Origin of the sequence: Stutzerimonas sp. Brlt_14 (assembly GCF_051948915.1) — a bacterium.
GTDB classification, from domain to species: Bacteria; Pseudomonadota; Gammaproteobacteria; order Pseudomonadales; family Pseudomonadaceae; genus Stutzerimonas; species Stutzerimonas stutzeri.
Genome location: NZ_JAYJLM010000007.1, coordinates 43,060 through 64,697, shown reverse-complemented (window position 1 = coordinate 64,697; position 21,638 = coordinate 43,060). Strand labels below are relative to the sequence as shown.

The window sequence follows — 21,638 nt, the reverse complement described above, 5'->3', positions numbered from 1 at the left end:
TAGAATCGATGGCACCTTCACGACAATAACAAGAGGTGCCCTCGATGACTGCGCTGCACACCCTGCCTTCGCTTCAGCCCCAGGTCAGCCCCGCCGAATGGCAGGCGCGGGTGGACCTCGCCGCCTGCTACCGACTGGTGGCGCTACACGGCTGGGATGACCTCATCTTCACCCATATCTCGGCGAAGATTCCCGACACCGAGCATTTCCTGATCAATCCGTACGGGTTGATGTTCCATGAAATCACCGCCTCGAGCCTGGTCAAGGTCGACCTGGCCGGCAACAAGGTGATGGACACTCCCTACGAGATCAATCCCGCCGGCTACACCATCCACAGCGCGGTGCATGAGGTTCGCCACGACGTCGCCTGCGTCATGCATACCCATACCGCCGCTGGGGTCGCCGTATCGGCGCAGCGTCAGGGTTTGCTGCCCATCAGCCAGCAGTCGCTGTTCGTTCTGGCCAGCCTGTCGACGCACGGTTATGAGGGGGTCGCACTGAACCACGAGGAAAAGGCGCGACTGCAAGCCGACCTGGGCGAGACCGGCTTCATGCTGTTGCACAACCACGGCCTGATGACCTGCGGCGGCAGCATCGCCGACACCTTTCTGATGATGTTCATCTTCCAGCGCGCCTGCGAAATCCAGGTCATGGCACAGGCCGGCGGCAGCGAATTGATCGCCATTCCGGAACAGATCCTGGCCGGCGCCAAGGCCATGGCCGCCGGGGTGACCCGAACCCGCTCGGGCATGGGCGGCGCGCTGGCCTGGCCGGCCCTGCTGCGCAAGCTGGATGTGCAAAGCCCCGGTTACGATGCCTGAGGCACCAGCGCCTCAGGCCGTTCTGGCGAATTGCTGAAGCGCTGGATAGAAGTCGCGGAAATCCTGGAGCAGCGGTTCGTACAGCTGCTCCAGCTCGGCCAGCCCGCCGGCCAGGCCATCCGGTCGGCTCAGACGCCGGCTCATGTTGGCCAGCACCCGTTCCAGTACCTCGAATTCGCGATAACTGCCCAGCCAGTCGTGCGCGGCCATGTGCGGCGCGATCACCGCAAGCTTGCCTGGCAGCTCGGGTTCGGCAGCCAGTACGCGGTAGACGCGCTGGGTAAAGCGCTCGAGGGGCTCGCTCGAATAGTCCGCCCAGTTGGCCGCCAGGCAGTGATCGAAGAACAGGTCTATCAGAATGCCGGCATAGCGGCGTCGTTCGCTGGGGAAGCGGCTTTTGGCCTGCAGAACCAGCGGATGACTGTCGGTGAAGGCGTCGATCTGGCGATGCAGGCGGATGCCGGCTTCGATCTCGGCCGGCCAGCGACCCTGTAGCGGCCCCTTGACGAAGTCGCCGTAGAGGCTGCCGAGCAGGTCCCCCGGCTGCGGGCCGCCGAGGTGAAGGTGTGCGAGATAGTTCATGGGCGAAGCTTAGCGCAGCTACCGTGTCCTGGGGCGCCTCAGGCTGCCTCGCGCAGCTGCCCGCGCGACTCGGGCCGCAGCGCGTCGGCGATCGCGTGCTGCGCGGCGGTGGCGATGGCCTTGCGGTCGAGCGTGCGCGTATCGATCGGCGGCAGCAGGCGGATTTCCACGTCGCAGCTATCGCTCGTCAGCAGGCGATGTAGATGGTCGGGCAACTCATCGTCGCCGATGAAGGGTGCGATGGTGTCCCGTTCGCCGTTGCGTCGATAACGGATGGCGACCGGCTGCACCGCTCGCCCTGCATCGATGGCGCAGGCGAAGAGCCGAGAATGGAAGGTGCGCACTTCCTTGCCATCGGTCGAGGTGCCTTCGGGGAAGATCAGCAGATGGCGCCCCTGGAGCAGGTGCGTGGTCAGTTGCCGATTGACCAACGCCGCGTCGCCGCTTCCACGGCGAATGAACAGCGTGCCGGCCGCCTGGGCGAGCCAACCCAGCGCGGGCCAGGCGCGGACCTCGGCTTTGGCCAGGAAGGACAGCGGCGCGAGCATCCCCAGCAGCGGGATATCGCACCAGGAGACATGATTGGCCACCCACAGCATCGGCTGCGCCGGCAGCTCGCCCGTGACGCATACGCGAAAGGGCAGAGTGGCCGCCAGTCGGGCGAGAAACCACCGGGTCAGCTGCTGCTTGCGCGAGGCCGAGACGGGCATCGCGCCGCGTTCGGCAAGCCCCAGCGCGGCCGCCACGATCAGGCCGCTCAGAACCACCCCGGCAACCCGCAGCAGACGCCAGTACAGGCGCATGCGCGGCATCTACACCGCTGCCTTGAAATGGCGTGCGTAGCGCGGACAGAGCTCTTCGCGCTTGAGCAGGATGAACACGTCGGCCACCTGGAATTCCTGATCCCAGCAGGGCTCGCCGCAGATCTTCGCGCCGAGGCGCATGTAGGCCTTGAGCAGCGGTGGCAGCTGGGCGGTGACGTTCTCCGGCAGCTCCTGTGCGGGTAGCGGCGTACGCGGCTCGGCGTGCAGCAGCTCGGTGCTGAGGTGGCTGTTGCGCAGCCGCTGCATGATGGCGTGGGCCTGGATGCCGCCGTCGCGCATGGGGATGCTGGCGCAGCCCATCAGGTAGCGGTAACCGCCCCGATTGAGCTCCTCGGCCAGCTCGCTCCAGAGCACGGCGATGGTCGCGCCGTTGCGATAGGCCGGCGCCACGCAGGTGCGGCCGATCTCCAGTACTGGCTCGTCCAGCTGCGCCAGGCCATGCAGGGCGAACTCGCCTTCGCTATAGAAGCGTCCCAGCCGGCGCGCGGTAAGGTGGTCCAGCAGGCGGGTGGTGGCGACCAGCTCGCCGCTGGCTAGGTCACGCACGCCGATATGCCGGCAGTGGCTGTCGAAATCGTCCATGTCCAGGCCCAGTTCGGCACCCTGCAGCCGAGCCTCGAACTCGCTGGTGAATACGCGATAGCGCAGGGCCTGGGCTTCGCGCAGGGCATCTTCACCTTGCAGGCGTTCGGCTTGAAGTTGACGTGTACTGCGGTCGACGATGGCATTCATGCTCTGTCTCCTTGTCCGCCGTGGCAGTGGCGGGTTGGCGATGCATCGCGAGCGTCTGGTTGTTATCGTTGGGCTCGCCTGGTCTGGCTGGATCAGGCTAGGGGCCGGGCATGTCGCCGCTGTGACGAACGGATGATGGTTGGATGACGGCGTGAAACCTTGGAGATGAGCATGTCCTGGGCAGAATTGATCGGGCCGCTGCAGCCCATCGCGGCTAGCGCCGGGCTAAGCGGCTGGTATGAAGATCTGTGCGCAGCGGCTGGCCGCTCGGGCACGCTGGGCCTGGCGGTACACGGTGGGCGCCTGGCGGCGACGCCAGGGTTGGCTTTTCTTGCCGGCTATCAGGCAGCGCTGCGGGCGCTGTGGCCCGAGGCGCCGGCAGGGCTGGGGGCGCTTTGCACCACTGAACGACGCAGGCTGCGCCCCGCCGACATGACCACGCGCTGGGACGGCGTGCAGCTCAATGGCAGCAAGGACTTCGTGACCACCGGCGATGCGGTGCAGTGGCTGCTGGTCTCGGCCCGGGAGGAGGGTGCCGACGAGCCGCCGCGCCTCGGCCTGTTCGCCGTCGAGCCGACCGCTGCTGGCGTAGCGCTGACCCCGGGCCCGAGTCTGCCGATCGTACCCGACATCCCTCATGCCCGCCTCCAGCTGGCTGGCGCGCCGGCGAAGCGCCTGGCCGGCGATGGCTGGAGTGACTACGTCAAACCTTTCCGTACCCATGAGGATCTGCACGTGTTGGCCGCGCTGACCGCCTGGCTCTATGGTGTGGCGCTGCGCGAGCAGTGGCCGCGCGACCTGCAGCTTCGCCTGCTGGCAATCCTGGGCGGCGCGGCGGAAGTGGCCCGACTGCCAGCCGACGAGCCCGCCACGCACCTCCTGTTGGCCGCACAGCTCGAGCAGTTCGCTGCGCTGCAAGGGGGACTCGACTCGGTCATGGCTCGCGGCGAAGTCGCGGCGCTCTGGCAGCGCGATCGAGGCGTGCTGGCGCTGGCGCGAGATGCACAGGCGCGCCGCCTGGAGCAGGCCTGCCGCGCGCTCGGGCTGGGCTAAAAGCCTGCTGGCGGGAACTCTGCCTGCCCGTGGCGAGCCTATAGGGATCACCCGTTTGCGCCGGCGCCTGCCACGCCAGCCATTGCCTTGCCGAGGTGCGCGGGTAAGCTACCGCGCTGCGTCCGTCTTGCGCGGATCGATGCAGCCTTCTGCGTTTGCTTCGGGATGTCGACCGGAAAAAGGGATTTCATGTCGTATCGTTGTTGCTCTGCCATGTCGCTTCGCCGGGCTGCCGGCGCGTTCAACCCAGGTGATGCCTGGTGATGCTGGCCGGTGCCGTATTTCCCTGGCGCAGCGACAACCGCTTCCGTCTGCTGGTCGACGGGCCGCAGTTCTTTCCCGCCATGATCGAAGCGATCGAGGGCGCAGAGCGGCGCATCGATCTCGAGCTGTATCTGGTGGAGGACGGCTATTGCCTGGAACGCATGCTCGAGCCGCTGGTGCGTGCGGCGGAGCGGGGCGTGCGCGTGCGCTGCCTGTTCGACGGTTTCGGGTGCCTGAAGATGAGCCAGGCCAATCGCGACCGCATGACTGCCGCCGGGATCGAGCTGCGGCTGTACAACCCGCTGTCGCTGCGCCTCAAGCTGCGCAACCTCCATCGCGACCATCGCAAGCTGCTGCTGGTGGACGGCGGCGTCGCCTTCGTCGGTGGCACCGGTATCACCGACGAATTCTGGAACCCGCGCAAACCTGCCGTGCACTGGCACGAGGTGATGGTCGAGATGTTCGGCCCGCTGTTGCAGGACTGGCAGGCGCTGTTCGACAGCCAATGGGTGCACTGCCTGAAGCGACGCATCTGGCAATTGCCGCTGCCGAGCCGCGCACCGCGCATTCCGCATGTGCCTGAAGGGCTGGGCCTGGGCCGCGTCGCCTATGCCGCGGCGCGTCAGCACCGCGATATCCTGCTCAGCCTGCTGCGCAACCTGCGCCGCGCGCAGAATCGTATCTGGCTGGCGACGCCCTATTTCCTGCCCACCGGAAAGGTGCGCCGTGCGCTGATCCGGGCGGCACGCCGTGGCGTCGACGTGCGCCTGCTGCTCACCAGTCGCAACACCGACCACCCGCCGGTTCGCTATGCCGGCCAGCGCTTCTACCCGCGTCTGCTGCGTGCCGGCGTGCGGATCTACGAATATCAGCCACACTTCTCGCACCTGAAAATGGTGCTGGTCGATGACTGGGTCAGCGTCGGCTCGTGCAACTTCGACTACTGGAATCTGCGCTGGAATCTGGAGGCCAATCTCGAAGCCATCGATGCCGCCTTCAGTGCGCAGGTCCAGCAGAGTTTCGAGCGTGATTTTCAGCACAGCAGGGATATCGACCTGGCCGGCTGGTACGCTAGGCCGCTGCACGTGCGGCTCTATCAGCGCATGTGGGGCGCAATGGACCGCCTGCTGGTGAACATTTTCAACCGCAATGGCTGAGGCCGTTGCGTACCGGAGCGATGCTCCAAACCCGCGCGAAAGAGGACGATGCAATGGCAGCAAAGAACATTTTGATGCTGGTGGGTGATTACGCCGAGGATTACGAAACCATGGTGCCGTTCCAGGCACTGCAGATGGTCGGCCATCGCGTGCATGCGGTGTGCCCGGACAAGAAGGCCGGCGACACCGTACGCACCGCGATCCATGATTTCGAGGGCGACCAGACCTACAGCGAGAAGCCGGGCCACAACTTTGCGCTGAACTTCGATTTCACCGCGGTGCGTGCCGAGGACTATGACGCGCTGGTGATTCCTGGCGGCCGCGCGCCGGAGTATCTGCGTCTGAACGAGCAGGTGCTGGCGCTGGTACGGGCCTTCGACGAAGCCGGCAAGCCGATCGCCGCCGTCTGTCATGGCGCACAGCTGCTGGCCGCTGCCGGTGTGTTGAAGGGCCGCGCGTGCAGCGCCTACCCAGCCTGCGCACCGGAGGTGAAGCTGGCCGGCGGCGACTACGTCGATATCCCGGTAGACCAGGCGCACACCGAAGGCAATCTGGTCAGCGCCCCGGCTTGGCCGGCGCATCCCGCCTGGCTGGCGGGCTTTCTCAAGCTGCTCGGCACCGAGATAAAGCTGTAGGATGCCCTGCGTGCCGTCTCGCATTTGCCGGGCGGCACGCATGACGACCCCGCGGCTCGTGCCGCTTCAGCAAGAGCGCCATTCGTGTCTGCCACTCCCAACGATCCCCTTCATGGCATCACCCTTGAAGCCATGCTCACCGAGCTGCATGCCCACTATGGCTGGGACGGCTTGGCCCAGCGCGTCGATATCCGTTGCTTCAAGAGCGAACCGAGCATCAAGTCGAGCCTGAAATTCCTGCGCAAGACGCCATGGGCGCGGCAGAAAGTCGAAGCGCTGTTCGTCCAGTTGCACCGCCGCGGCTGATCGATCCGGTCTGACGCTGACAACGAAAAGCCCGGCACTGAGGCCGGGCTTTTCGTTTTCCACTGAGGCGATTACTGCACTTCGACCGCCAGGCTGTCGGCGATCTTCTTCTGCCAGATCGCCGGTCCCGTGATGTGCACCGACTCGCCGTTGGTGTCCACCGCAACGGTGACCGGCATGTCCTTCACTTCGAACTCGTAGATCGCTTCCATGCCCAGTTCGGCGAACGCCAGCACCTTGGACTTCTTGATCGCCTGCGCCACCAGATAGGCGGCGCCGCCCACGGCCATCAGGTAGACGGCTTTGTTGTCCTTGATCGCCTCGATTGCGATCGGGCCGCGCTCGGACTTGCCGATCATGCCCAAGAGGCCAGTGCTCTCGAGAATCTGACGGGTGAACTTGTCCATGCGCGTCGCGGTGGTCGGGCCAGCCGGGCCAACCACTTCGTCACCGACCGGATCGACCGGGCCGACGTAGTAGATGAAGCGGCCCTTGAGGTCTACCGGCAGCTCTTCGCCCTTGTTCAGCATGTCGACCATGCGCTTGTGCGCGGCGTCGCGACCGGTGAGCATCTTGCCGTTGAGCAGGATGGTCTCGCCCGGCTTCCAGCTCTGCACCTCTTCCGGGGTGATGCTGTCGAGGTTGACGCGGCGTGCGCTCGGGCCGGCTTCCCAGACGATTTCCGGGTAGGCGTCCAGCGGCGGTGCTTCCAGGCTGGCCGGGCCGGAGCCGTCGAGTACGAAGTGCGCATGACGGGTGGCGGCGCAGTTGGGGATCATGCATACCGGCAAGGATGCGGCATGGGTCGGGTAATCCATGATCTTGACGTCGAGCACGGTGGTCAGGCCGCCCAGGCCCTGGGCGCCGATGCCCAGCTGGTTGACCTTCTCGAATAGCTCCAGACGCAGCTCTTCGATGCGGTTCTGCGGGCCACGGGCTTTCAGCTCATGGATGTCGATGGATTCCATCAGCACTTCCTTGGCCATCACCGCGGCCTTCTCCGCGGTGCCGCCGATGCCGATGCCGAGCATGCCCGGCGGGCACCAGCCGGCGCCCATGGTCGGAACGGTCTTCAGCACCCAGTCGACGATGGAGTCGGACGGGTTGAGCATGGCCATCTTCGACTTGTTCTCGGAACCACCGCCCTTGGCGGCCACATCCACCTCGACTTTGTCACCCGGGACGATGGAGTAATGGATGACGGCCGGGGTATTGTCCTTGGTGTTCTTGCGGGAACCTGCCGGGTCGGCCAGGATCGAAGCACGCAGGACGTTTTCCGGCAGGTTGTAGGCGCGGCGTACGCCCTCGTTGATCATGTCGTCGACGCTCATGGTGGCGCCGTCCCAGCGCACGTCCATGCCGACGCGGATGAAGACGGTGACGATGCCGGTGTCCTGGCAAATCGGACGATGACCGGTGGCGCACATGCGCGAGTTGATCAGAATCTGCGCCATGGAGTCGCGGGCGGCCGGGGATTCTTCACGCAGGTAGGCTTCGTGCATCGCCTGGATGAAATCCACGGGATGGTAGTAAGAAATGAACTGCAAAGCGTCGGCGACGCTTTGAATCAGGTCGTCTTGCTTGATCACGGTCATGCAGCGCGTCCTCATGGCGGGGCGGTAAGAGGCGCGTCGGGAGTGGCAGTCGACGCGCCGCGAAAAAATGCGCGGCAGTATAACGCGTCAGACTGCGCGGTACACGGACGGACCAGGAGCGATGGGAATGCCGGCTAGGTTTTTGTTTTCGGTAGGCGTAGAGTGCGGCAAATTGCCACAGTGGGATGGATCCCTATGAGTGCGATGCGTTACGAGACCGATGAGCGATCGCTGCAGCAGTTGGTCACTCGGCGATTCGCAATGGCGTCCGTCACCTATGGCTTGGCCCTGCTGCTGACCTGGGTGGCCGTGGCGAGTGGTTTCTACGAGGCGCCGATCGCCAGCGCGGTGGTGCATTCGGCGCTGATCGTGGTGAGTCAGCTGATGTTCTTCTGGCTGTTCCACCGAGGCATCAATCTGCGCTTCAAGGATCCCAGCCTGACCGAGCCACAGGTGCTGGTGGGGCTGATCTGGCTGACCTATTTCCTCTTCAACCTGGGGAGCGCACGGGGCTCACTGCTCGTGCTCTATCTGCTGGTGTTGATGTTCGCGGTCTTTCTGCCGCCCAAGATCTTCATCCGCTACGCCTCCCTGGCATTTCTCAGCTTCGTCGGCCTGGCCGCGCTGGACTACTACCTCGAGCGCCCGATGGACACCACGGCGCTCGCGCTACAGGCCAGCGTGCTGCTGGTGACACTGATCTGGATGTGCCTGTTCGCCGGTCACGTACATCGTCTGCGCCAGCGCATGCGCCAACGTCGCTATGCGCTGCAGGCGCACCAGGACACCCTGCGCGGCATGATGCGGCAGCTGGAGGACCTGGCCTCCACCGATGAGCTGACTGGGCTGTACAACCGTCAACGTTTCCTGCGCATCGCCGAGGGCGACCTGAGTCGTCTGCGCAAGGGGCATCAATCGGGCCTCGCGCTGATCGACCTCGATCACTTCAAGCGGATCAACGATATCCACGGCCATGCCACTGGCGACCGCGTGCTGCAGACCTTCGCCAAGGTGGCGCGCTCCTGCCTGCGTGACGACGACGTCTTGGCCCGCTACGGCGGCGAAGAGTTCGTCCTGCTGCTGCCGGAAACCGACGCCGAGCAGTTCCGTGCCTGCTGTGAGCGTTTGCGCGAAGCCTTCGCCAGTGCCGAGCCGGAGGATGCCGAGATCGCGGCCGGCCATCTCAGCCTGTCCATCGGCCTGACCCTGTTGAACGCCGGGGATGAGCTGGATGCCGCCCTGCAGCGGGCGGACGAGGCGCTCTATCGAGCCAAGCGGGCCGGGCGCAATCGCTGCGAGGCGGCATGGGATACCTGCGATGCCTGAACTCCGCTGCGCCGGACGTCGTTGGACCGTACCAACCGAGAGCAATCTGCTCGACGCGCTGACGCTGGCTGGCGTGACGGTGCCCTCCAGCTGTCGCGCCGGAAGCTGCCATGCCTGCCTGGTGCGATGCGTGGCAGGGGAGCCGCGCGACCTGCAGCCGGAGCTGCTGCGACCCGAGCAGCGCGAGGCCGGCTGGCGGCTCGCCTGCCAGTGCCGGGTCGACGGCGATCTGAGCCTGGAGGTGTTCGATCCTCGTCGCGACGGGCTGGCCACGCGGGTGCAAAGCCTGGAACGGTTGGGCGCCGATGTGCTGCGGCTGCGTCTGTTGCCGGAGCGGCCGCTGCGCTATCGCGCTGGTCAGCATCTCTTGCTCTGGACGGCGGCAGGGGTGGCTCGGCCATATTCTCTGGCCAGCCTTCCCAACGAGGATCCCTGGCTGGAGTTTCATATCGACAGCAGCCGACCCGGCGCCTTCTGCGACTTCGCGCGTGAATTGCGTCCCGGCGACCTGCTGCGGCTGGGCGAACTGCATGGAGGCGCGTTGCACTACGAGCCGGAATGGTGCGAGCGACCCTTGCTGTTGCTGGCGGCCGGAACCGGGCTGGCACCCCTCTGGAGTCTGTTGCGCGAGAGCTTGCGCCAGGGCCATCGCGGCCCGATCCGGTTGTTGCATGTCTGCCGTCAGGGGCATTACCTGAAGGAGCCTCTGCAGGCATTGGCGCGGGCGCATGACAACCTGCAACTGGAATGGATCAGCCATGAAGAGCGGGACCGCATGCTGAGTACGCTGCGGCCCACATCGCGCCGTGATGTCGCGCTGGTCTGCGGCGGTCCATCGTTCGTCGACGTCTGTGCCCGGCGTCTGTATCTCGCTGGTCTGCCGCGCGGTCAGATATTCGGCGATGCCTTTATCGGCGCCAACCAAGCCGGCGTCTCCTGAAAGCACAAAGGCCGGCAAGATGCCGGCCTTTGTGCTGATGCGCTGGCGCGATTACTGATCGCCGACGCGCAGGATCTTCATGGTGTTGGTGCCGCCCGTGCTGTCGTGGTAGCTGTCACCCTTGGTCAGGATCACCCAGTCGCCCGGTTGCACGATGTTGCGCTTGAGCAACTCTTCCACCGCGATCTGGCTGACCTTGTCCGCCGGCAGCGCGGCCGGATCGAACGGAATGGTCTGCACGCCGCGGAACAGCGCAACCCGTGCCTGGGTTTCGCGGTGCGGCGAGAAGGCGAAGATCGGCACCGAGGAGCGGATGCGCGACATGATCAGCGGCGTGTAGCCACTTTCGGTCAGGGCAATGATCGCCTTGACGCCGGGGAAGTGGTTGGCGGTGTACATCGCCGCCAGGGCCGCGCTTTCGTCACAGCGCTCGAATTGCTGGCCGAGGCGGTGACCGGACTTGGTGCTGGTCGGGTGCTTTTCCGCACCGCAGCAGACGCGCGCCATGGCCTTGATCGCTTCGATCGGGTATTCGCCAGCGGCGCTTTCCGCCGACAGCATCACCGCGTCGGTGTAGTCGAGTACCGCGTTGGCTACATCGGACACTTCGGCACGGGTCGGCATCGGGCTGTGAATCATCGACTCCATCATCTGGGTCGCGGTGATCACCACCTTGTTGTGGCGACGCGCGTGCAGAATGATCTTCTTCTGGATGCCCACGAGTTCGGCATCGCCGATTTCCACGCCGAGGTCGCCGCGCGCCACCATCACGCCGTCGCTGGCGCGGATCAGGCCATCGAGCGCCTCGTCATCGGCGACCGCTTCGGCGCGCTCGATCTTGGCGATCAGCCAGGCGCTGGAGCCGGCTTCGTCGCGCAGGCGGCGCGCCAGGTCCATGTCCGCGCCGTCACGCGGGAAGGAAACGGCCAGGTAATCCAGCTGCAGGTCGGCGGCCAGTTTGATGTCGGCCTTGTCCTTGGCAGTCAGCGCCGGTGCGGTCAGACCGCCGCCGCGACGGTTGATGCCCTTGTTGTCGGACAGCGGGCCGCCGATCAGCACGGTGCAGTGCAGTTCATCGGCCGTGGCGTTGTCCACGCGCATTACCACTCGCCCATCGTCCAGCAGCAGCTCGTCGCCAACACCGCAATCCTTGACCAAATCCGGGTAATCGATACCAACGACTTCCTGGGTGCCGGCGTCGCGCGGGTGGGTGACGGAGAAGCGGAACTGGTCGCCTTCCTTCAGCTCGATGCGCTTGTCGGTGAACTTGGCGATGCGGATCTTCGGGCCCTGCAGGTCGCCCAGCAACGCGACGAAGCGGCCATGGCGAGCGGCGATCTCACGGACCAGCTCGGCCCGGGCACGGTGCTCGTCGGGGCTGCCGTGGGAGAAGTTCAGGCGGGCGACATCCAGCCCGGCGATGATCATCTTCTCCAGCACATCCGGCGAACTGCTGGCCGGGCCCAGGGTGGCGACGATCTTGGTGCGACGCTGAATCATTCAAATGGCTCCTTCTTCTGGCTGGCAGCGAGGCTACTATGCTCGACCGTTGTAGTCATCGCCCGGCGGCCACTACTCTTTCGGCGCATCTGACGGGCTGTCTGCAGGTTTTTCCGGCGCGGTCGATACAGGAGCATTACGGAGGAACCCATGCGTACCCTGATCATCGTTTTTCTGACCCTGTTCACCGTGGGCTGTAGTGCCCGCCATGCGTCCGATCGCCATCTGGACGAGGCATACCGGCATTACGAGGCGGATAACTGCGAGCGGGTGATGCAGTCGCTGTCGCAGGCGGAGCGTCGCAGCAAACCGCGTAGCCAGGCGCAGCCGGAGATTTCGCTGCTGCGCGGCCAGTGCCTGGAGCGGCAGGGGCTGTTCGTCGACGCGGCGGAAACCTACCGCTTCATCATCGAGCGATTCCCTGCCAGCGAATACGCCTACCGCGCCCGTGCCCGACTGGAGACTCTGCGTCAGCTGGGGCACTATCACAGCGAGGCGCAGCCGGTGGCACAGCCGGCCAGGCGTTGAACACCACACCGTTCATGTGAGGGAACATGCGAGCGCTGCTTCTGACCCTGATACTGATGCCGGCGCTGGCATCCGCGCAGATCTACCGGTGGACCGATGCCGACGGGCGCGTCCATTTCGGTCAGCGTCCGCCCGCTGGCGCCGAGCAGATCGAGGTGCGTCCGCAGGTCGTCGAGCGCGACGACCAGACCCGCGAGCGCGAGGCGCGCAGTGAGCGTTTCTTCGATGCGCGCCGCCAGGAGCAGCAGGCGGCGCGCGAGCAGGCCAGCCAGACACGGGCTGCTCGAGAGCAGGAATGCCAGAGCCTGCGCAGCCAGTTGTCGCAATTGCAGCTCGGCGGACGCTTCTTCCGTAACGATGCAGCCGGAGAGCGCGTCTACTACAGTGACAGTGAACTAGAGGCGGCTCGACAGCGCCTGGCGGCGCGCATCAGCCAGGTCTGCAACTGAGCCGAAGGGACTCGATCGCAGGGCTAAGGTAGAAGGCTTGGACGACATGAACATGGCGAACCAGCGTCGTATTCAGCGGCATCAGCTGCCGTACTACCTCAACGTATTCAACCGTTTCACGGAAAAGCCGCTGGGCTTCATCGGCAATCTGTCCGAGGGCGGACTGATGCTGATCAGCCCCTATCCGATGATGCTCGGGGTACGCTTCGAGATGCGCCTGAAAATCCCCGGCCAGACCGGCCAGCTGCGCCATGTGGATTTCAGCGCCTTCAGCCTGTGGTCAAGCGAAGACGTGACGCCGGGCAGCTACGACACCGGCTTCTCGCTGATCGATCCGCCAGGCGAGATCCGCGAGATGATCGCCGCGTTGCATCACTACTTCAGCTTCCAGCCGATGCTGCATGTGCCGCTGGCGCATCAGACCTGCCCGCCCTCGGACCGCTTTACCGACAAGGACTGCTGTCACGGCGTCTAGACCTGTGATGGAGTGCCTTGGCCAGCCTTACAGCGACCCGGTTTTCTTCCAGGCCAGATAACGGCCGACCAGCGCCGGCCCGAGGTCGCTGGGCTGGACGTCGAGCACCGGCAGGCCGCCGGCGCTCAGACGACGGTGCAGTTGCTGGCGGGCGTTGAGGTAATCCTGTGCGCCGCAGTAGTCGAGCGCGTCATCCAGACTCTGCACCGGCCGCTGGCGCAGCTGATCCAGCACTTCCTCACGCAGATTCACCAGCAGGACGCGATGCCGACGGGCCAGGCGCTGCAGGGCCGAGTGCAGCTCGACGTCATCCTCGTCACGCAGATTGCTCAGCACGATGACCAGCGCTCGGCGTGACTGGCGTGCCAGCAGTTGCTCGACGGCCGCGCTGTAGTCGGCCGGCTGCTGGGTCGGTTGCAGGTCATAGAGGCTGTTGAGCAGCAGGCGCAGTTGTTGCTGGCCCTTCGCTGGCGGCACATGGCGCTGCGCGTGGCTGGCGAAGGTGCAGGCACCGACCGCATCGCCTTGCCGCAACGCGGCATAGGCGAGCAGCAGGCTGGCGTTGAGCGCATGGTCGAAATGCGACAGGTCGCCATCCTGGCTGCGCATCCGGCGGCCGCAGTCGAGCATCAGCATGATCTGCTGGTCGCGCTCGTCCTGGTACTCGCGGGCGATCGGTGTACGGGCGCGTGCGGTGGCCTTCCAGTCGATCTGGCGCAGGGTGTCGCCTTCGCGAAACTCGCGTAGCTGGTGAAACTCCAGGCCGAGCCCGCGACGTGGTTGCTGGCGCACGCCAAGGCGGTTCAGCCACAGGTCGATGGCTTTGAGTCCGGCGCCATGCAGTTGAGCGAAGTCGGGGTAGACGCGCGTCTCGCTGAACAACGTCAGCGGTCGCCGACTGCGCCACAGGCCCAGCGGACTGAGCAGGCGGACATCGCAACGCTGGAACATTACCTGTCCGCGCTGGTTCGGCTGCACGCGGTAGTCGAGACGGCAATGTTCGCCGGATTGCAGACGCACCCGCTGTGGCAGCTGCTCGACGGTCATGCCGGGCGGGACGTGATCGAACAGCTCCAGCTCGAGCGGAGCGGGCTGTCGATTGCTCACCGTAAGCTGCACCGGGCTCCAGTGGCCCAGCGGCAGGCTGCCCGACAGGCTACGTTGCACCTCGGGTGTCGGCAGGCGCCGCAACCTGTAGACATCGAACAGTGCCGTGGCCAGCAATGCCAGCAGCAGCCCCCACCAGACCGGCTGCAGGCTGGTTGCGAGTTCCAGCTGCAGCGCGGCCATTACGCCGATGACCAGGGCCAGCAGCGCCAGGGCGGCCAGCGCAACGAGCAGGCGACGGGATGGACTCATGCGCGCGGCGCCGGGACCTGATCGAGTAGCTGGTGCAGGACCTGATCCACCGAAAGCCCCTCGATATCCAGTTCCGCCGAAAGCCGTACGCGATGGCGAAGCACGGCCCGCGCGCAATCCTTGATGTCATCCGGGGTGACGAACTCGCCGCCGCGCAGCAGCGCCCTGGCACGTCCGCCGCGTACCAGGGCGATCGAGGCACGGGGGCCAGCACCCAGCGCCAGGCCTGGCCAGCTGCGCGTGCTGCGCACCAGGCGCACGGCATAGTCCAGCACCTGCTCATCCAGCGGCAGTTCGCTGGCGATCTTCTGCAGCGCCTGCACGTCGCGCGCCTGCACCAGCTGACGCAGTGCGCTGACGTCGAGCATGTCGGCGCGTGCCGAACGGCTGACCTGACGGACCAGCTCCAGCTCTTCCTCCGCTTGCGGGTAATCCATGCGCAACATGAGCATGAAGCGGTCCAGTTCGGCTTCTGGCAGCGGGTAGGTACCTTCTTGCTCGATGGGGTTCTGCGTCGCCATGACCATGAACGGTTGCGGCACTGCCAATGCCCGGCCTTCGAGGGTCACCTGCCGCTCCTGCATCACTTCGAGCAGTGCCGCCTGAGTCTTGGCTGGTGCGCGGTTGATCTCGTCGGCCAGCAGCAGATTGGTGAATACCGGCCCCTTGCGCAGCTTGAACTGCTCGCTCTGCATGTCGTAGACCGCATGGCCGGTGACGTCGCTGGGCATCAGGTCCGGCGTGAACTGGATGCGCGAGAACTCGCCACCGAAGCAGCGCGCCAAGGCACGCACCAGAAGCGTCTTGCCCAGTCCGGGGACACCTTCGATCAGCACGTGCCCACCGGCGATCAGCGCGGTCAGAACGCCGTCGATGACCTCGTCCTGGCCGATCACCGCCTTGTGCAGTTCATCGCGCAGCGCCTGGGCCAGCTGGGCGGCACGTGCGCGCTGGCTGATGGGGCTGGCGGTCGGGGCGGGGCTGCTCGAATCGGGGATCTGTTCGCTCATAACGCATTCCTGAGGCTTTGCAGGTCGGCGACCTGGCGGGTGAATTCGATGGCCGACAGGCGCTGCGCCGGCACTGGGCGCATGGCCTGCTCGACACGGCCTGGTGGCAGATTGGTGAGGCGGGCGAGCAGGGGCAGTTGCGCACCGGCCGAGAGCTGTTCGAAGCCTGGGTGATGGCGGCTGGCGCGGCAGCGGATGTCCAGCTGCAGCTGCTGCAGCAGCCGGGCCTGATTGCCGTGACGCATGAGGAGCTCCGCCGAGCCGTGCAGGTGCTCTTGCAGCTGCCGGCGCGCCGGGCTGGCGGCAGGCAATATCGGCCCGAAACGCTGACCGGCGTGCCAGAGCCCGAGCACAAGGAGCAGTCCCAGGGCGACCAGCAGTTGCGGGAAATACCGGCGCAGCTGCGTGAACAGCCCGTCGTGCTCGCTGCGGTGCACAAGCGTCACTGCGCTGTCCTGGGTCAGATACCACAGCAGCCAGGCGTGGTCGTAATCGTCGATCTTGCGGTTCTGCCAGATCCAGCTATCGGTCAGGGCGGTGATCAGCCCGTCGCCGTGCTGCAGCTGCAGCATATGCGTGGCACCGGCGCTGTTGGCCCAGGCGTGGGCCCGATTGTCGGCGTCGTATAGATGGAAGTCGGTGTCGAAGGCGATGAACGCTGGTGCGCGCTCGTTCTCCAGGTAGAGCTTGGTCAGCTGCGGATGCTCTTCGGCGGTTGAGGACTGCGGCGTCTGGCTGCTTTCGTCCAGTTCCTCCGTTGCGTACTGCTGCAGATTGAGCCGGTCGAGCAGCAGGTCGCCACTTTTGCCGGCTTTCTCGTCCCACAGCCGCTCCGCCACCACCACCAGATGGCCGCCGGCGGCCGCCCAATCGAGCAGGCGTTCGGTCTGCCGTGGCGTCAGGTTGCGCCGGTCACCCAGCAGGAGCAGGGTCTGGCCCTCGCTTGACAGCGTCTCGACGCCGCCGATGCCTTCGTGATGTTCCACCGTGAGGCCGAGGCCGCGCAGGAACAGCTCCGCGGCGAGATAAGGGTTACTGCGTGCTTCCGGGGCCGGCCCATGTTCGACCACATCCTCGTAGGGTTGCAGCTGGCTGGCCAGCCAGATGATCAACAGGCCGAGCAGCAGCACCGCCACGGCGGCCAGCGCACGCGTATGCAGGCGACTCATGACTGCACCTGCTGGCCGAACAGTCCGCGCCAATCGGCACACAGCGCATCGCGGGCCTCCGTTTCGGCGGGTCGGTGCCCGTACGCCTGCGCCTGCCAATGTCGGGTGAGGCGCTCGGCGAAGCCGGCCAGGGACTCGTGCTGCAGCTGGCGCACCTGCTGCAGTACTTCACCTTCGGTGTGTGCTGCGTTCAAGGGTAGCTGGAAGTCGTGCAGCAGGCGGCTGAGCAGGCCGCGATAGAGCAGTGCCAGTGCCGCACGTGGGTCAGTCTGCCAGAGCCGTTCGGCTTCGCCGGCAATGTCGGCAGGCAGCTTCTCGGGCGCGACATCGAGGCCGAACAGCTGCGTGGGCGCTACGGCGGTACGTCGCTTGGGCATGCGCAGGCGCCCGGCGAAAACCTGCAGCCAGTCGCGGTAGCGCCATAACACCATCGCCACCACCGAGGCCAGCAGCGTCCACAGCAGCACTTCCAGGACCTGCGCCAGGCGCTCCAGCCCTTGCCACAGCGAACCGCCCTGCAGCAGGCGTTCGAGCAGGCGTGCCAGGGTGCTTGGTCGCTCGGACGCTTGGCCATCGCCCAAGCGCCAGCGCGTGACGGTTTCGCGATGCTGGAACGGCGGCTGGTCCAGCAGCGCATCGATTCGTTTGCGCGCTGCGTCACTGGTCAGTGGCTGGTTGAGCAGTCGTTCGCTCTCCGGTCCCGGCTGGGTGGTGTCGGCTTGCGCAGCGGGTGCCGCCCAGGCGCTATTGTCCGCCGGCCAGAACAACAGGCCGACGGCGAGCAGAACCGCTGGCACGGTACTGAGCAGGCGCTGACGCAGGCGGCGGAAGGCGAGTTCGATGTCCCAGGCTTCAAGGTGGGTGCGTCGGTTGAGATAGAGGCTGAAGCCGCAGGCGACGTAGATCGGTTCCCAGACGACCAGCACCAGCGCGTAGAGCAGGTTCGACAGATGCTCGAGCCAGAGCCACTCGCCGCTCAGCCCGAGCAGGTCCTCCCAGTTCCAGCGCTGAACCAGCTGTGCCGGCAGGAAGAAATACAGCAGGCCCAGCAGGCCGAGCCAGAGCGCGCCTTCCAGATGTACGCCAACCACGGTCAGCCAGCTGGCCGCGCGACCGTTGCGCAGGCTCAGTGTCACCAGGCGCTGCTTGCGCGCCCGGCCGTCGAGGCCTTCGAGCTGCTGCACAGGCAGGTCGAAGCTGCGCGTCGTGCTCAGCCGGCGCCAGGTCAGGCTGGCCAGCCATTGCTGGCGCAACAGGCCAGGAAAGGCTTTGAGGCTTTCGCGCAGGGAGGGCGTCTCGCCAAACAGGGCTTTGGACAGGATGTGCAGCGGTAGCCGCTCGAACAACGGCTTGAGCCACCAGAACAGCAGCAGCGCGACGCTCGGGTGCTGCCACAGCAGCAGACTGAACAAGCCGAAAACCGGCAGCGTGACGGCTGCCCAGCTGAGCATCAGCAGTCTGGCGTGGCGCCGGGCCAGATGGATGCCGAGATCCAGCGCCTCCCATGAACTGCGCGGGCGTATCGAGACGCTGGCTTCAGTCAGCTGCATAACGACCCCGCCCGGCGAGCATGAAGTAGGCGCCCACCAGCAGCCACAGCGCTGCGCCGACGATGTATTTGATCGTCGGTGTCGTCAGCGTCATGGAGGACCAATAGGCTTCGACGAATGCGGCGATCAGCAGGAAGGCGGTTGCTCCGCAGACCAGCTGGATGCCGTGTTTGGCTGCCAGGCGCAGTGCTTGCGCGCGAGTTCGGCAGCCCGGCGCCAACAGTGCAGCACCGAGCTGCAGCCCGGCCGCGCCGGCGAAGGTGATGGCCGTCAGCTCGAACGCACCATGGCCGATGACGAACGACCAGAATGGCTGGTGGTAGCCGATGCCCGTCAGGTGGCCGGCTACTGCGCCGATGGTCAGGCCGTTGAAGAGCAAGAAGAACAAGGTCCCCAGGCCGAACAGCAGCCCGCTGGCGAACGTCTGGAAGGCGATGCCGATGTTGTTCATCACGTAGTACCCGAACATCAGCCAGTCGTCACCGGCTCCGCGCTCGGCAAAACGGCCCAGGCGACTGGCATCGGGGTCGTACATCTGCTCCATCTGCGCGACCTGGTCGGCCGGCAGCACGCTGTAGACGAGGTCCGGAAAGGCGTATACCAGCGCAGCCATGCCGAGCAGGCTGCCGTAGAACAGCAGGCTGGCCGCCAGCACGTAGCGCCATTGGAGGCGCACGGCGCGGGCGAACCCGCCAGTGATGAAGCCGAGCATGCGGCCGAGCAACGGGCTGCGGTGGCGATAGAACTGCTGATGGCCACGCAGGACCAGCCGTTGCAGCTGCTCGACCAACTGGCTGCTGTAGCCGCGGGATTCGGCAATGGCGAGCTGCTGGCAGAGCTGGCGGTAGGCGGCAGGGAAGGCGTCGGCCTGTTGCGCGCTGGCCTTGCCACGCTCGAGCGCGTCCAGCTGCGCTGCGAATTCGAGCCAGCGCGCCTGATGCAGGCGTTCGAATGCGGCCTGCTTCATGCTGCACCCATCAGCGAACGGGCGATGCCGTGAATTTTCGCCTCGGCCTCCTGGTCCGAGGTCGCCAGCGGTTCGGCCAGGATCGAAGCCAGCTCGAGGCGGCGCTCGGCGGAAAGGCTGGCCTGGCGTTCGGCAAAGGCGATCAGCGCGCGCTGCTCGTCGAGGGTCAGTTTGAACGGAGCCGTGACGGCTTCCGCATCCGGCAGTGCTGGGCGCACTGCAGGTTTTTCCTGATAGACCACCAACGTGCCTGCTGCCAGGTCGCCGAGTCGCTTGAAGGCCGGATTTGCGAGGCAACTCAATGCGCCCAGGAAATAGCCGAACGGCAGCAGGTCGACGAAACGCAGCAGATTGCGCGTCAGCGAGGACGTCCAGCCCACCGGCGTGCCGTCGTCATGCACGACGCGCAGCCCCAGCCAGTATTTTCCCGGGGTGCGACCCTGATTCAGAACTTCGAAGAGCACCATGTACCACCACTGGACGAGAAACAGCAGCAGTGCGCCCAGCCCCATGCCGAACTTGCCAAGCAGTCCGAGCGTAAAGAAGAGGGTCAGTAGCAGGGCGCCGCGAATACCCAGGTCGATGGTGAAGGCGAGCGCGCGCGGAACGAGACCGGCCGGGCGCAACACCAGGTCGATGCCCTCTGGGGTTTCCACGCGATGGCTGGTGTCGAGCAGGGCTTGGCGGTCGATGTTCGATGGCAAGGGCAAGGGCAAGGTCGTCTAGGGTCAGGCAGAAGCTGATGCTATGCGGCAAGCACGGCTGCGGCAATGCGCGCGATGGCCAGATGACCGGCCGGGCGCCGAAAGTGGGACGGATTATGGCGAAATGCCTGCTTCCTTGCAGGATGCCGTTCGCAGAGCGGGGCACCTTCCTGACTCACCGCGATGGCCATGTCGCAGCTGTTAGACTGCTGTGCTGATCGAGAAGGACTCTCCCGTGACTCCAAGCATCTTCTGGTACGACTTCGAAACCACAGGCATATCGCCCAGCCGCGACCGCCCCTTGCAGGTTGCCGGTATCCGCACCAACGAGGCGCTCGAGGAAATCGGCGAGCCGCTGAACATCTACTGTCGACCCGGCGACGACATCCTTCCCCATCCCGCCGCGTGCCTGGTCACGGGAATCACGCCTGCAGTTCTGCAGCAGAAGGGGATGTGCGAGGCCCAGTTCGTTCATCATCTGCATCGGGAATTGTCGACTCCCGGAACCTGCGGCGCCGGCTACAACAGCCTGCGTTTCGACGACGAAGTGACCCGCTACAGCCTGTACCGCAATTTCTACGATCCGTATGCACGCGAATGGCAGGGCGGCAACAGCCGTTGGGACCTGATCGATCTGGTGCGTACCGCCTATGCGCTGCGCCCGGAAGGAATTGGCTGGCCGGAAGACGACGGGCGGGTGACGCTCAAGCTCGAGCGCTTGAGTGCCGCCAATGGGCTGGAACATCTGAACGCCCACGACGCGCTGTCCGATGTGCGCGCCACCATTGGCCTCGCCAGGCTCATTCGTGAGCGGCAGCCGCGTCTGTACGATTATCTCTTCAATCTGCGTCGCAAACATGCGGTGCTCGAGCAGGTCACCCTGCTGGAGCCGCTGGTGCACGTGTCCGGACGCTTCTCGGCTGCCCGGCATTTCCTCTCCGTGGTGCTGCCGCTGGCCTGGCATCCGCGCAACCGCAATGCGCTGATCGTTTGCGATCTGCAAGCCGAGGTGCGGCCGTTATGGCTGGAAAGCGCGGAAACGCTGCGACAGCGGCTCTACACGCGTCGCGACGAGCTGGCCGAGGGCGAGTTACCGGTCCCGCTGAAGCTCGTGCACATCAACAAGTGCCCGGTCCTGGCGCCGCTCAAGGTCTTGCGCGAGGCGGATATCCAGCGCCTGAAGCTCGACTTGCCTGCGTGCCACGAACGTGCTGACGCGCTACGCGAACAGCGCCACGTGTGGAGCCCAAAGCTGGACGAGGTGTACCGCGAAGAGGGGTTCATCGGTGTGGACGATCCGGAACAGCAACTCTATGACGGCTTTCTGGGCGAGCGCGATCGGCGGCTGTGCGATCGGATTCGCGAGATGGCGCCGGCAGAGCTCGCTCGGCAACAGTGCCACTTCGATGATGTACGGTTAAAGGAATTGCTGTTCCGTTATCGCGCGCGCAACTTTCCGGAAGCGTTATCGGCTGAAGAGCGGGTGAGGTGGCAACGGTTCTGCCAACAGCGCCTTAGCGGCGAGATAGCCGGCGCGCCCAATACCCTTGCGCAGTTCGAGGCGGATATACAACAGTTCATGCTCACTGCCACCCCAGCGCAGCAGCAGCTATTGCAGCAGTGGCGTGAATACGGGCGCGCCTTGGGTGAGCGTTACGGGTGCAACTAGCGCGTCCGGCCCGGTTGGCTATC

22 protein-coding genes are annotated in these 21,638 nt (G+C 65.5%); 11 read left to right on the top strand and 11 right to left on the bottom strand.

What is annotated here, in order from left to right:
- Positions 1-44 precede the first annotated feature (44 nt).
- Positions 45-821 (top strand): class II aldolase/adducin family protein, encoded by a 777-nt coding sequence (locus tag VF716_RS17390; RefSeq protein WP_049338699.1) that lies wholly within the window; start codon positions 45-47, stop codon positions 819-821.
- A gap of 12 nt (positions 822-833) precedes the next feature.
- Here the strand turns inward: VF716_RS17390 and VF716_RS17385 are convergent, their stop codons facing one another.
- Genes VF716_RS17385 through olsB form a run of 3 tightly spaced genes read right to left on the bottom strand, consistent with a single transcriptional unit; the run spans position 834 to position 2,959 of the window.
- Positions 834-1,403 (bottom strand): ACP phosphodiesterase, encoded by a 570-nt coding sequence (locus tag VF716_RS17385; RefSeq protein ID WP_011912323.1) that lies wholly within the window; start codon positions 1,401-1,403, stop codon positions 834-836.
- Between the two features lie 38 nt (positions 1,404-1,441).
- A complete protein-coding gene (locus VF716_RS17380; protein ID WP_125850580.1) occupies positions 1,442-2,215 on the bottom strand; it encodes a lysophospholipid acyltransferase family protein in 774 nt (257 codons plus the stop codon).
- Complete coding sequence (gene olsB / locus VF716_RS17375) at positions 2,216-2,959, bottom strand: L-ornithine N(alpha)-acyltransferase (protein WP_125850579.1); 744 nt, start codon at positions 2,957-2,959, stop codon at positions 2,216-2,218.
- A gap of 165 nt (positions 2,960-3,124) precedes the next feature.
- Here olsB and VF716_RS17370 point away from each other — a divergent pair, with 165 nt between their 5' ends.
- The 4 genes from VF716_RS17370 to VF716_RS17355 all read left to right on the top strand — a co-directional run bounded on the left by VF716_RS17370 (position 3,125) and on the right by VF716_RS17355 (position 6,374).
- Positions 3,125-4,012, top strand: a complete 888-nt coding sequence (locus VF716_RS17370; protein ID WP_125842014.1) for an acyl-CoA dehydrogenase — start codon at positions 3,125-3,127, stop codon at positions 4,010-4,012.
- Positions 4,013-4,275: 263 nt separating this feature from the next.
- On the top strand, positions 4,276-5,433 hold the full coding sequence (locus VF716_RS17365; RefSeq protein WP_095460701.1) for a phospholipase D-like domain-containing protein: 1,158 nt from the start codon (positions 4,276-4,278) through the stop codon (positions 5,431-5,433).
- Between the two features lie 53 nt (positions 5,434-5,486).
- On the top strand, positions 5,487-6,068 hold the full coding sequence (locus tag VF716_RS17360) for a DJ-1/PfpI family protein (protein WP_014596005.1): 582 nt from the start codon (positions 5,487-5,489) through the stop codon (positions 6,066-6,068).
- A gap of 84 nt (positions 6,069-6,152) precedes the next feature.
- Positions 6,153-6,374: a VF530 family DNA-binding protein gene (locus VF716_RS17355; RefSeq protein WP_095460702.1), complete on the top strand. Its 222-nt coding sequence runs from the start codon at positions 6,153-6,155 to the stop codon at positions 6,372-6,374.
- Between the two features lie 71 nt (positions 6,375-6,445).
- Here VF716_RS17355 and VF716_RS17350 read toward each other — a convergent pair whose 3' ends face one another.
- Entirely contained in the window at positions 6,446-7,969 is a 1,524-nt protein-coding gene (locus VF716_RS17350) for a fumarate hydratase (protein WP_011912330.1), read from the bottom strand.
- A gap of 195 nt (positions 7,970-8,164) precedes the next feature.
- Here VF716_RS17350 and VF716_RS17345 point away from each other — a divergent pair, with 195 nt between their 5' ends.
- Both VF716_RS17345 and VF716_RS17340 read left to right on the top strand, forming a co-directional pair.
- Positions 8,165-9,295, top strand: coding sequence for a GGDEF domain-containing protein (locus tag VF716_RS17345; RefSeq protein WP_011912331.1), 1,131 nt, complete (start codon positions 8,165-8,167; stop codon positions 9,293-9,295).
- Complete coding sequence (locus VF716_RS17340; protein ID WP_125865203.1) at positions 9,288-10,235, top strand: iron-sulfur-binding ferredoxin reductase; 948 nt, start codon at positions 9,288-9,290, stop codon at positions 10,233-10,235. The genes VF716_RS17345 and VF716_RS17340 overlap by 8 nt, the downstream gene beginning before the upstream one ends.
- A 51-nt stretch (positions 10,236-10,286) precedes the next feature.
- On the opposite strand, the gene pyk is transcribed toward VF716_RS17340, so the two are convergent.
- On the bottom strand, positions 10,287-11,735 hold the full coding sequence (pyk, locus tag VF716_RS17335) for a pyruvate kinase (protein ID WP_019405555.1): 1,449 nt from the start codon (positions 11,733-11,735) through the stop codon (positions 10,287-10,289).
- Positions 11,736-11,885: 150 nt separating this feature from the next.
- Here pyk and VF716_RS17330 point away from each other — a divergent pair, with 150 nt between their 5' ends.
- Genes VF716_RS17330 through VF716_RS17320 form a run of 3 tightly spaced genes read left to right on the top strand, consistent with a single transcriptional unit; the run spans position 11,886 to position 13,187 of the window.
- Positions 11,886-12,263 (top strand): tetratricopeptide repeat protein, encoded by a 378-nt coding sequence (locus tag VF716_RS17330; RefSeq protein WP_011912334.1) that lies wholly within the window; start codon positions 11,886-11,888, stop codon positions 12,261-12,263.
- A gap of 26 nt (positions 12,264-12,289) precedes the next feature.
- Positions 12,290-12,712 carry a DUF4124 domain-containing protein gene (locus tag VF716_RS17325; protein ID WP_011912335.1) on the top strand — a complete coding sequence of 141 codons (423 nt, stop codon included), beginning with the start codon at positions 12,290-12,292 and terminating at the stop codon, positions 12,710-12,712.
- A 46-nt stretch (positions 12,713-12,758) separates the two neighbouring features.
- On the top strand, positions 12,759-13,187 hold the full coding sequence (locus tag VF716_RS17320; RefSeq protein WP_017244364.1) for a PilZ domain-containing protein: 429 nt from the start codon (positions 12,759-12,761) through the stop codon (positions 13,185-13,187).
- A 27-nt stretch (positions 13,188-13,214) separates the two neighbouring features.
- Here VF716_RS17320 and VF716_RS17315 read toward each other — a convergent pair whose 3' ends face one another.
- The 6 genes from VF716_RS17315 to VF716_RS17290 are packed head-to-tail and all read right to left on the bottom strand — an operon-like array spanning position 13,215 to position 19,946.
- Positions 13,215-14,546: a DUF58 domain-containing protein gene (locus VF716_RS17315; protein WP_095460704.1), complete on the bottom strand. Its 1,332-nt coding sequence runs from the start codon at positions 14,544-14,546 to the stop codon at positions 13,215-13,217.
- On the bottom strand, positions 14,543-15,556 hold the full coding sequence (locus tag VF716_RS17310) for an AAA family ATPase (RefSeq protein ID WP_095460705.1): 1,014 nt from the start codon (positions 15,554-15,556) through the stop codon (positions 14,543-14,545). The genes VF716_RS17315 and VF716_RS17310 overlap by 4 nt, the downstream gene beginning before the upstream one ends.
- Positions 15,553-16,725 (bottom strand): DUF4350 domain-containing protein, encoded by a 1,173-nt coding sequence (locus VF716_RS17305; protein ID WP_095460706.1) that lies wholly within the window; start codon positions 16,723-16,725, stop codon positions 15,553-15,555. Before VF716_RS17305 ends, VF716_RS17310 begins: the two co-directional genes overlap by 4 nt.
- Entirely contained in the window at positions 16,722-18,275 is a 1,554-nt protein-coding gene (locus VF716_RS17300) for a DUF4129 domain-containing protein (RefSeq protein WP_440552812.1), read from the bottom strand. Before VF716_RS17300 ends, VF716_RS17305 begins: the two co-directional genes overlap by 4 nt.
- Positions 18,262-19,242, bottom strand: coding sequence for a stage II sporulation protein M (locus tag VF716_RS17295; RefSeq protein ID WP_125866617.1), 981 nt, complete (start codon positions 19,240-19,242; stop codon positions 18,262-18,264). The genes VF716_RS17300 and VF716_RS17295 overlap by 14 nt, the downstream gene beginning before the upstream one ends.
- On the bottom strand, positions 19,239-19,946 hold the full coding sequence (locus VF716_RS17290; RefSeq protein ID WP_019407306.1) for an RDD family protein: 708 nt from the start codon (positions 19,944-19,946) through the stop codon (positions 19,239-19,241). The genes VF716_RS17295 and VF716_RS17290 overlap by 4 nt, the downstream gene beginning before the upstream one ends.
- 235 nt (positions 19,947-20,181) lie before the next feature.
- Between VF716_RS17290 and sbcB the strand changes: the two genes are divergently transcribed.
- Positions 20,182-21,615: an exodeoxyribonuclease I gene (sbcB, locus tag VF716_RS17285; protein WP_440552811.1), complete on the top strand. Its 1,434-nt coding sequence runs from the start codon at positions 20,182-20,184 to the stop codon at positions 21,613-21,615.
- Positions 21,616-21,638 lie beyond the last annotated feature (23 nt).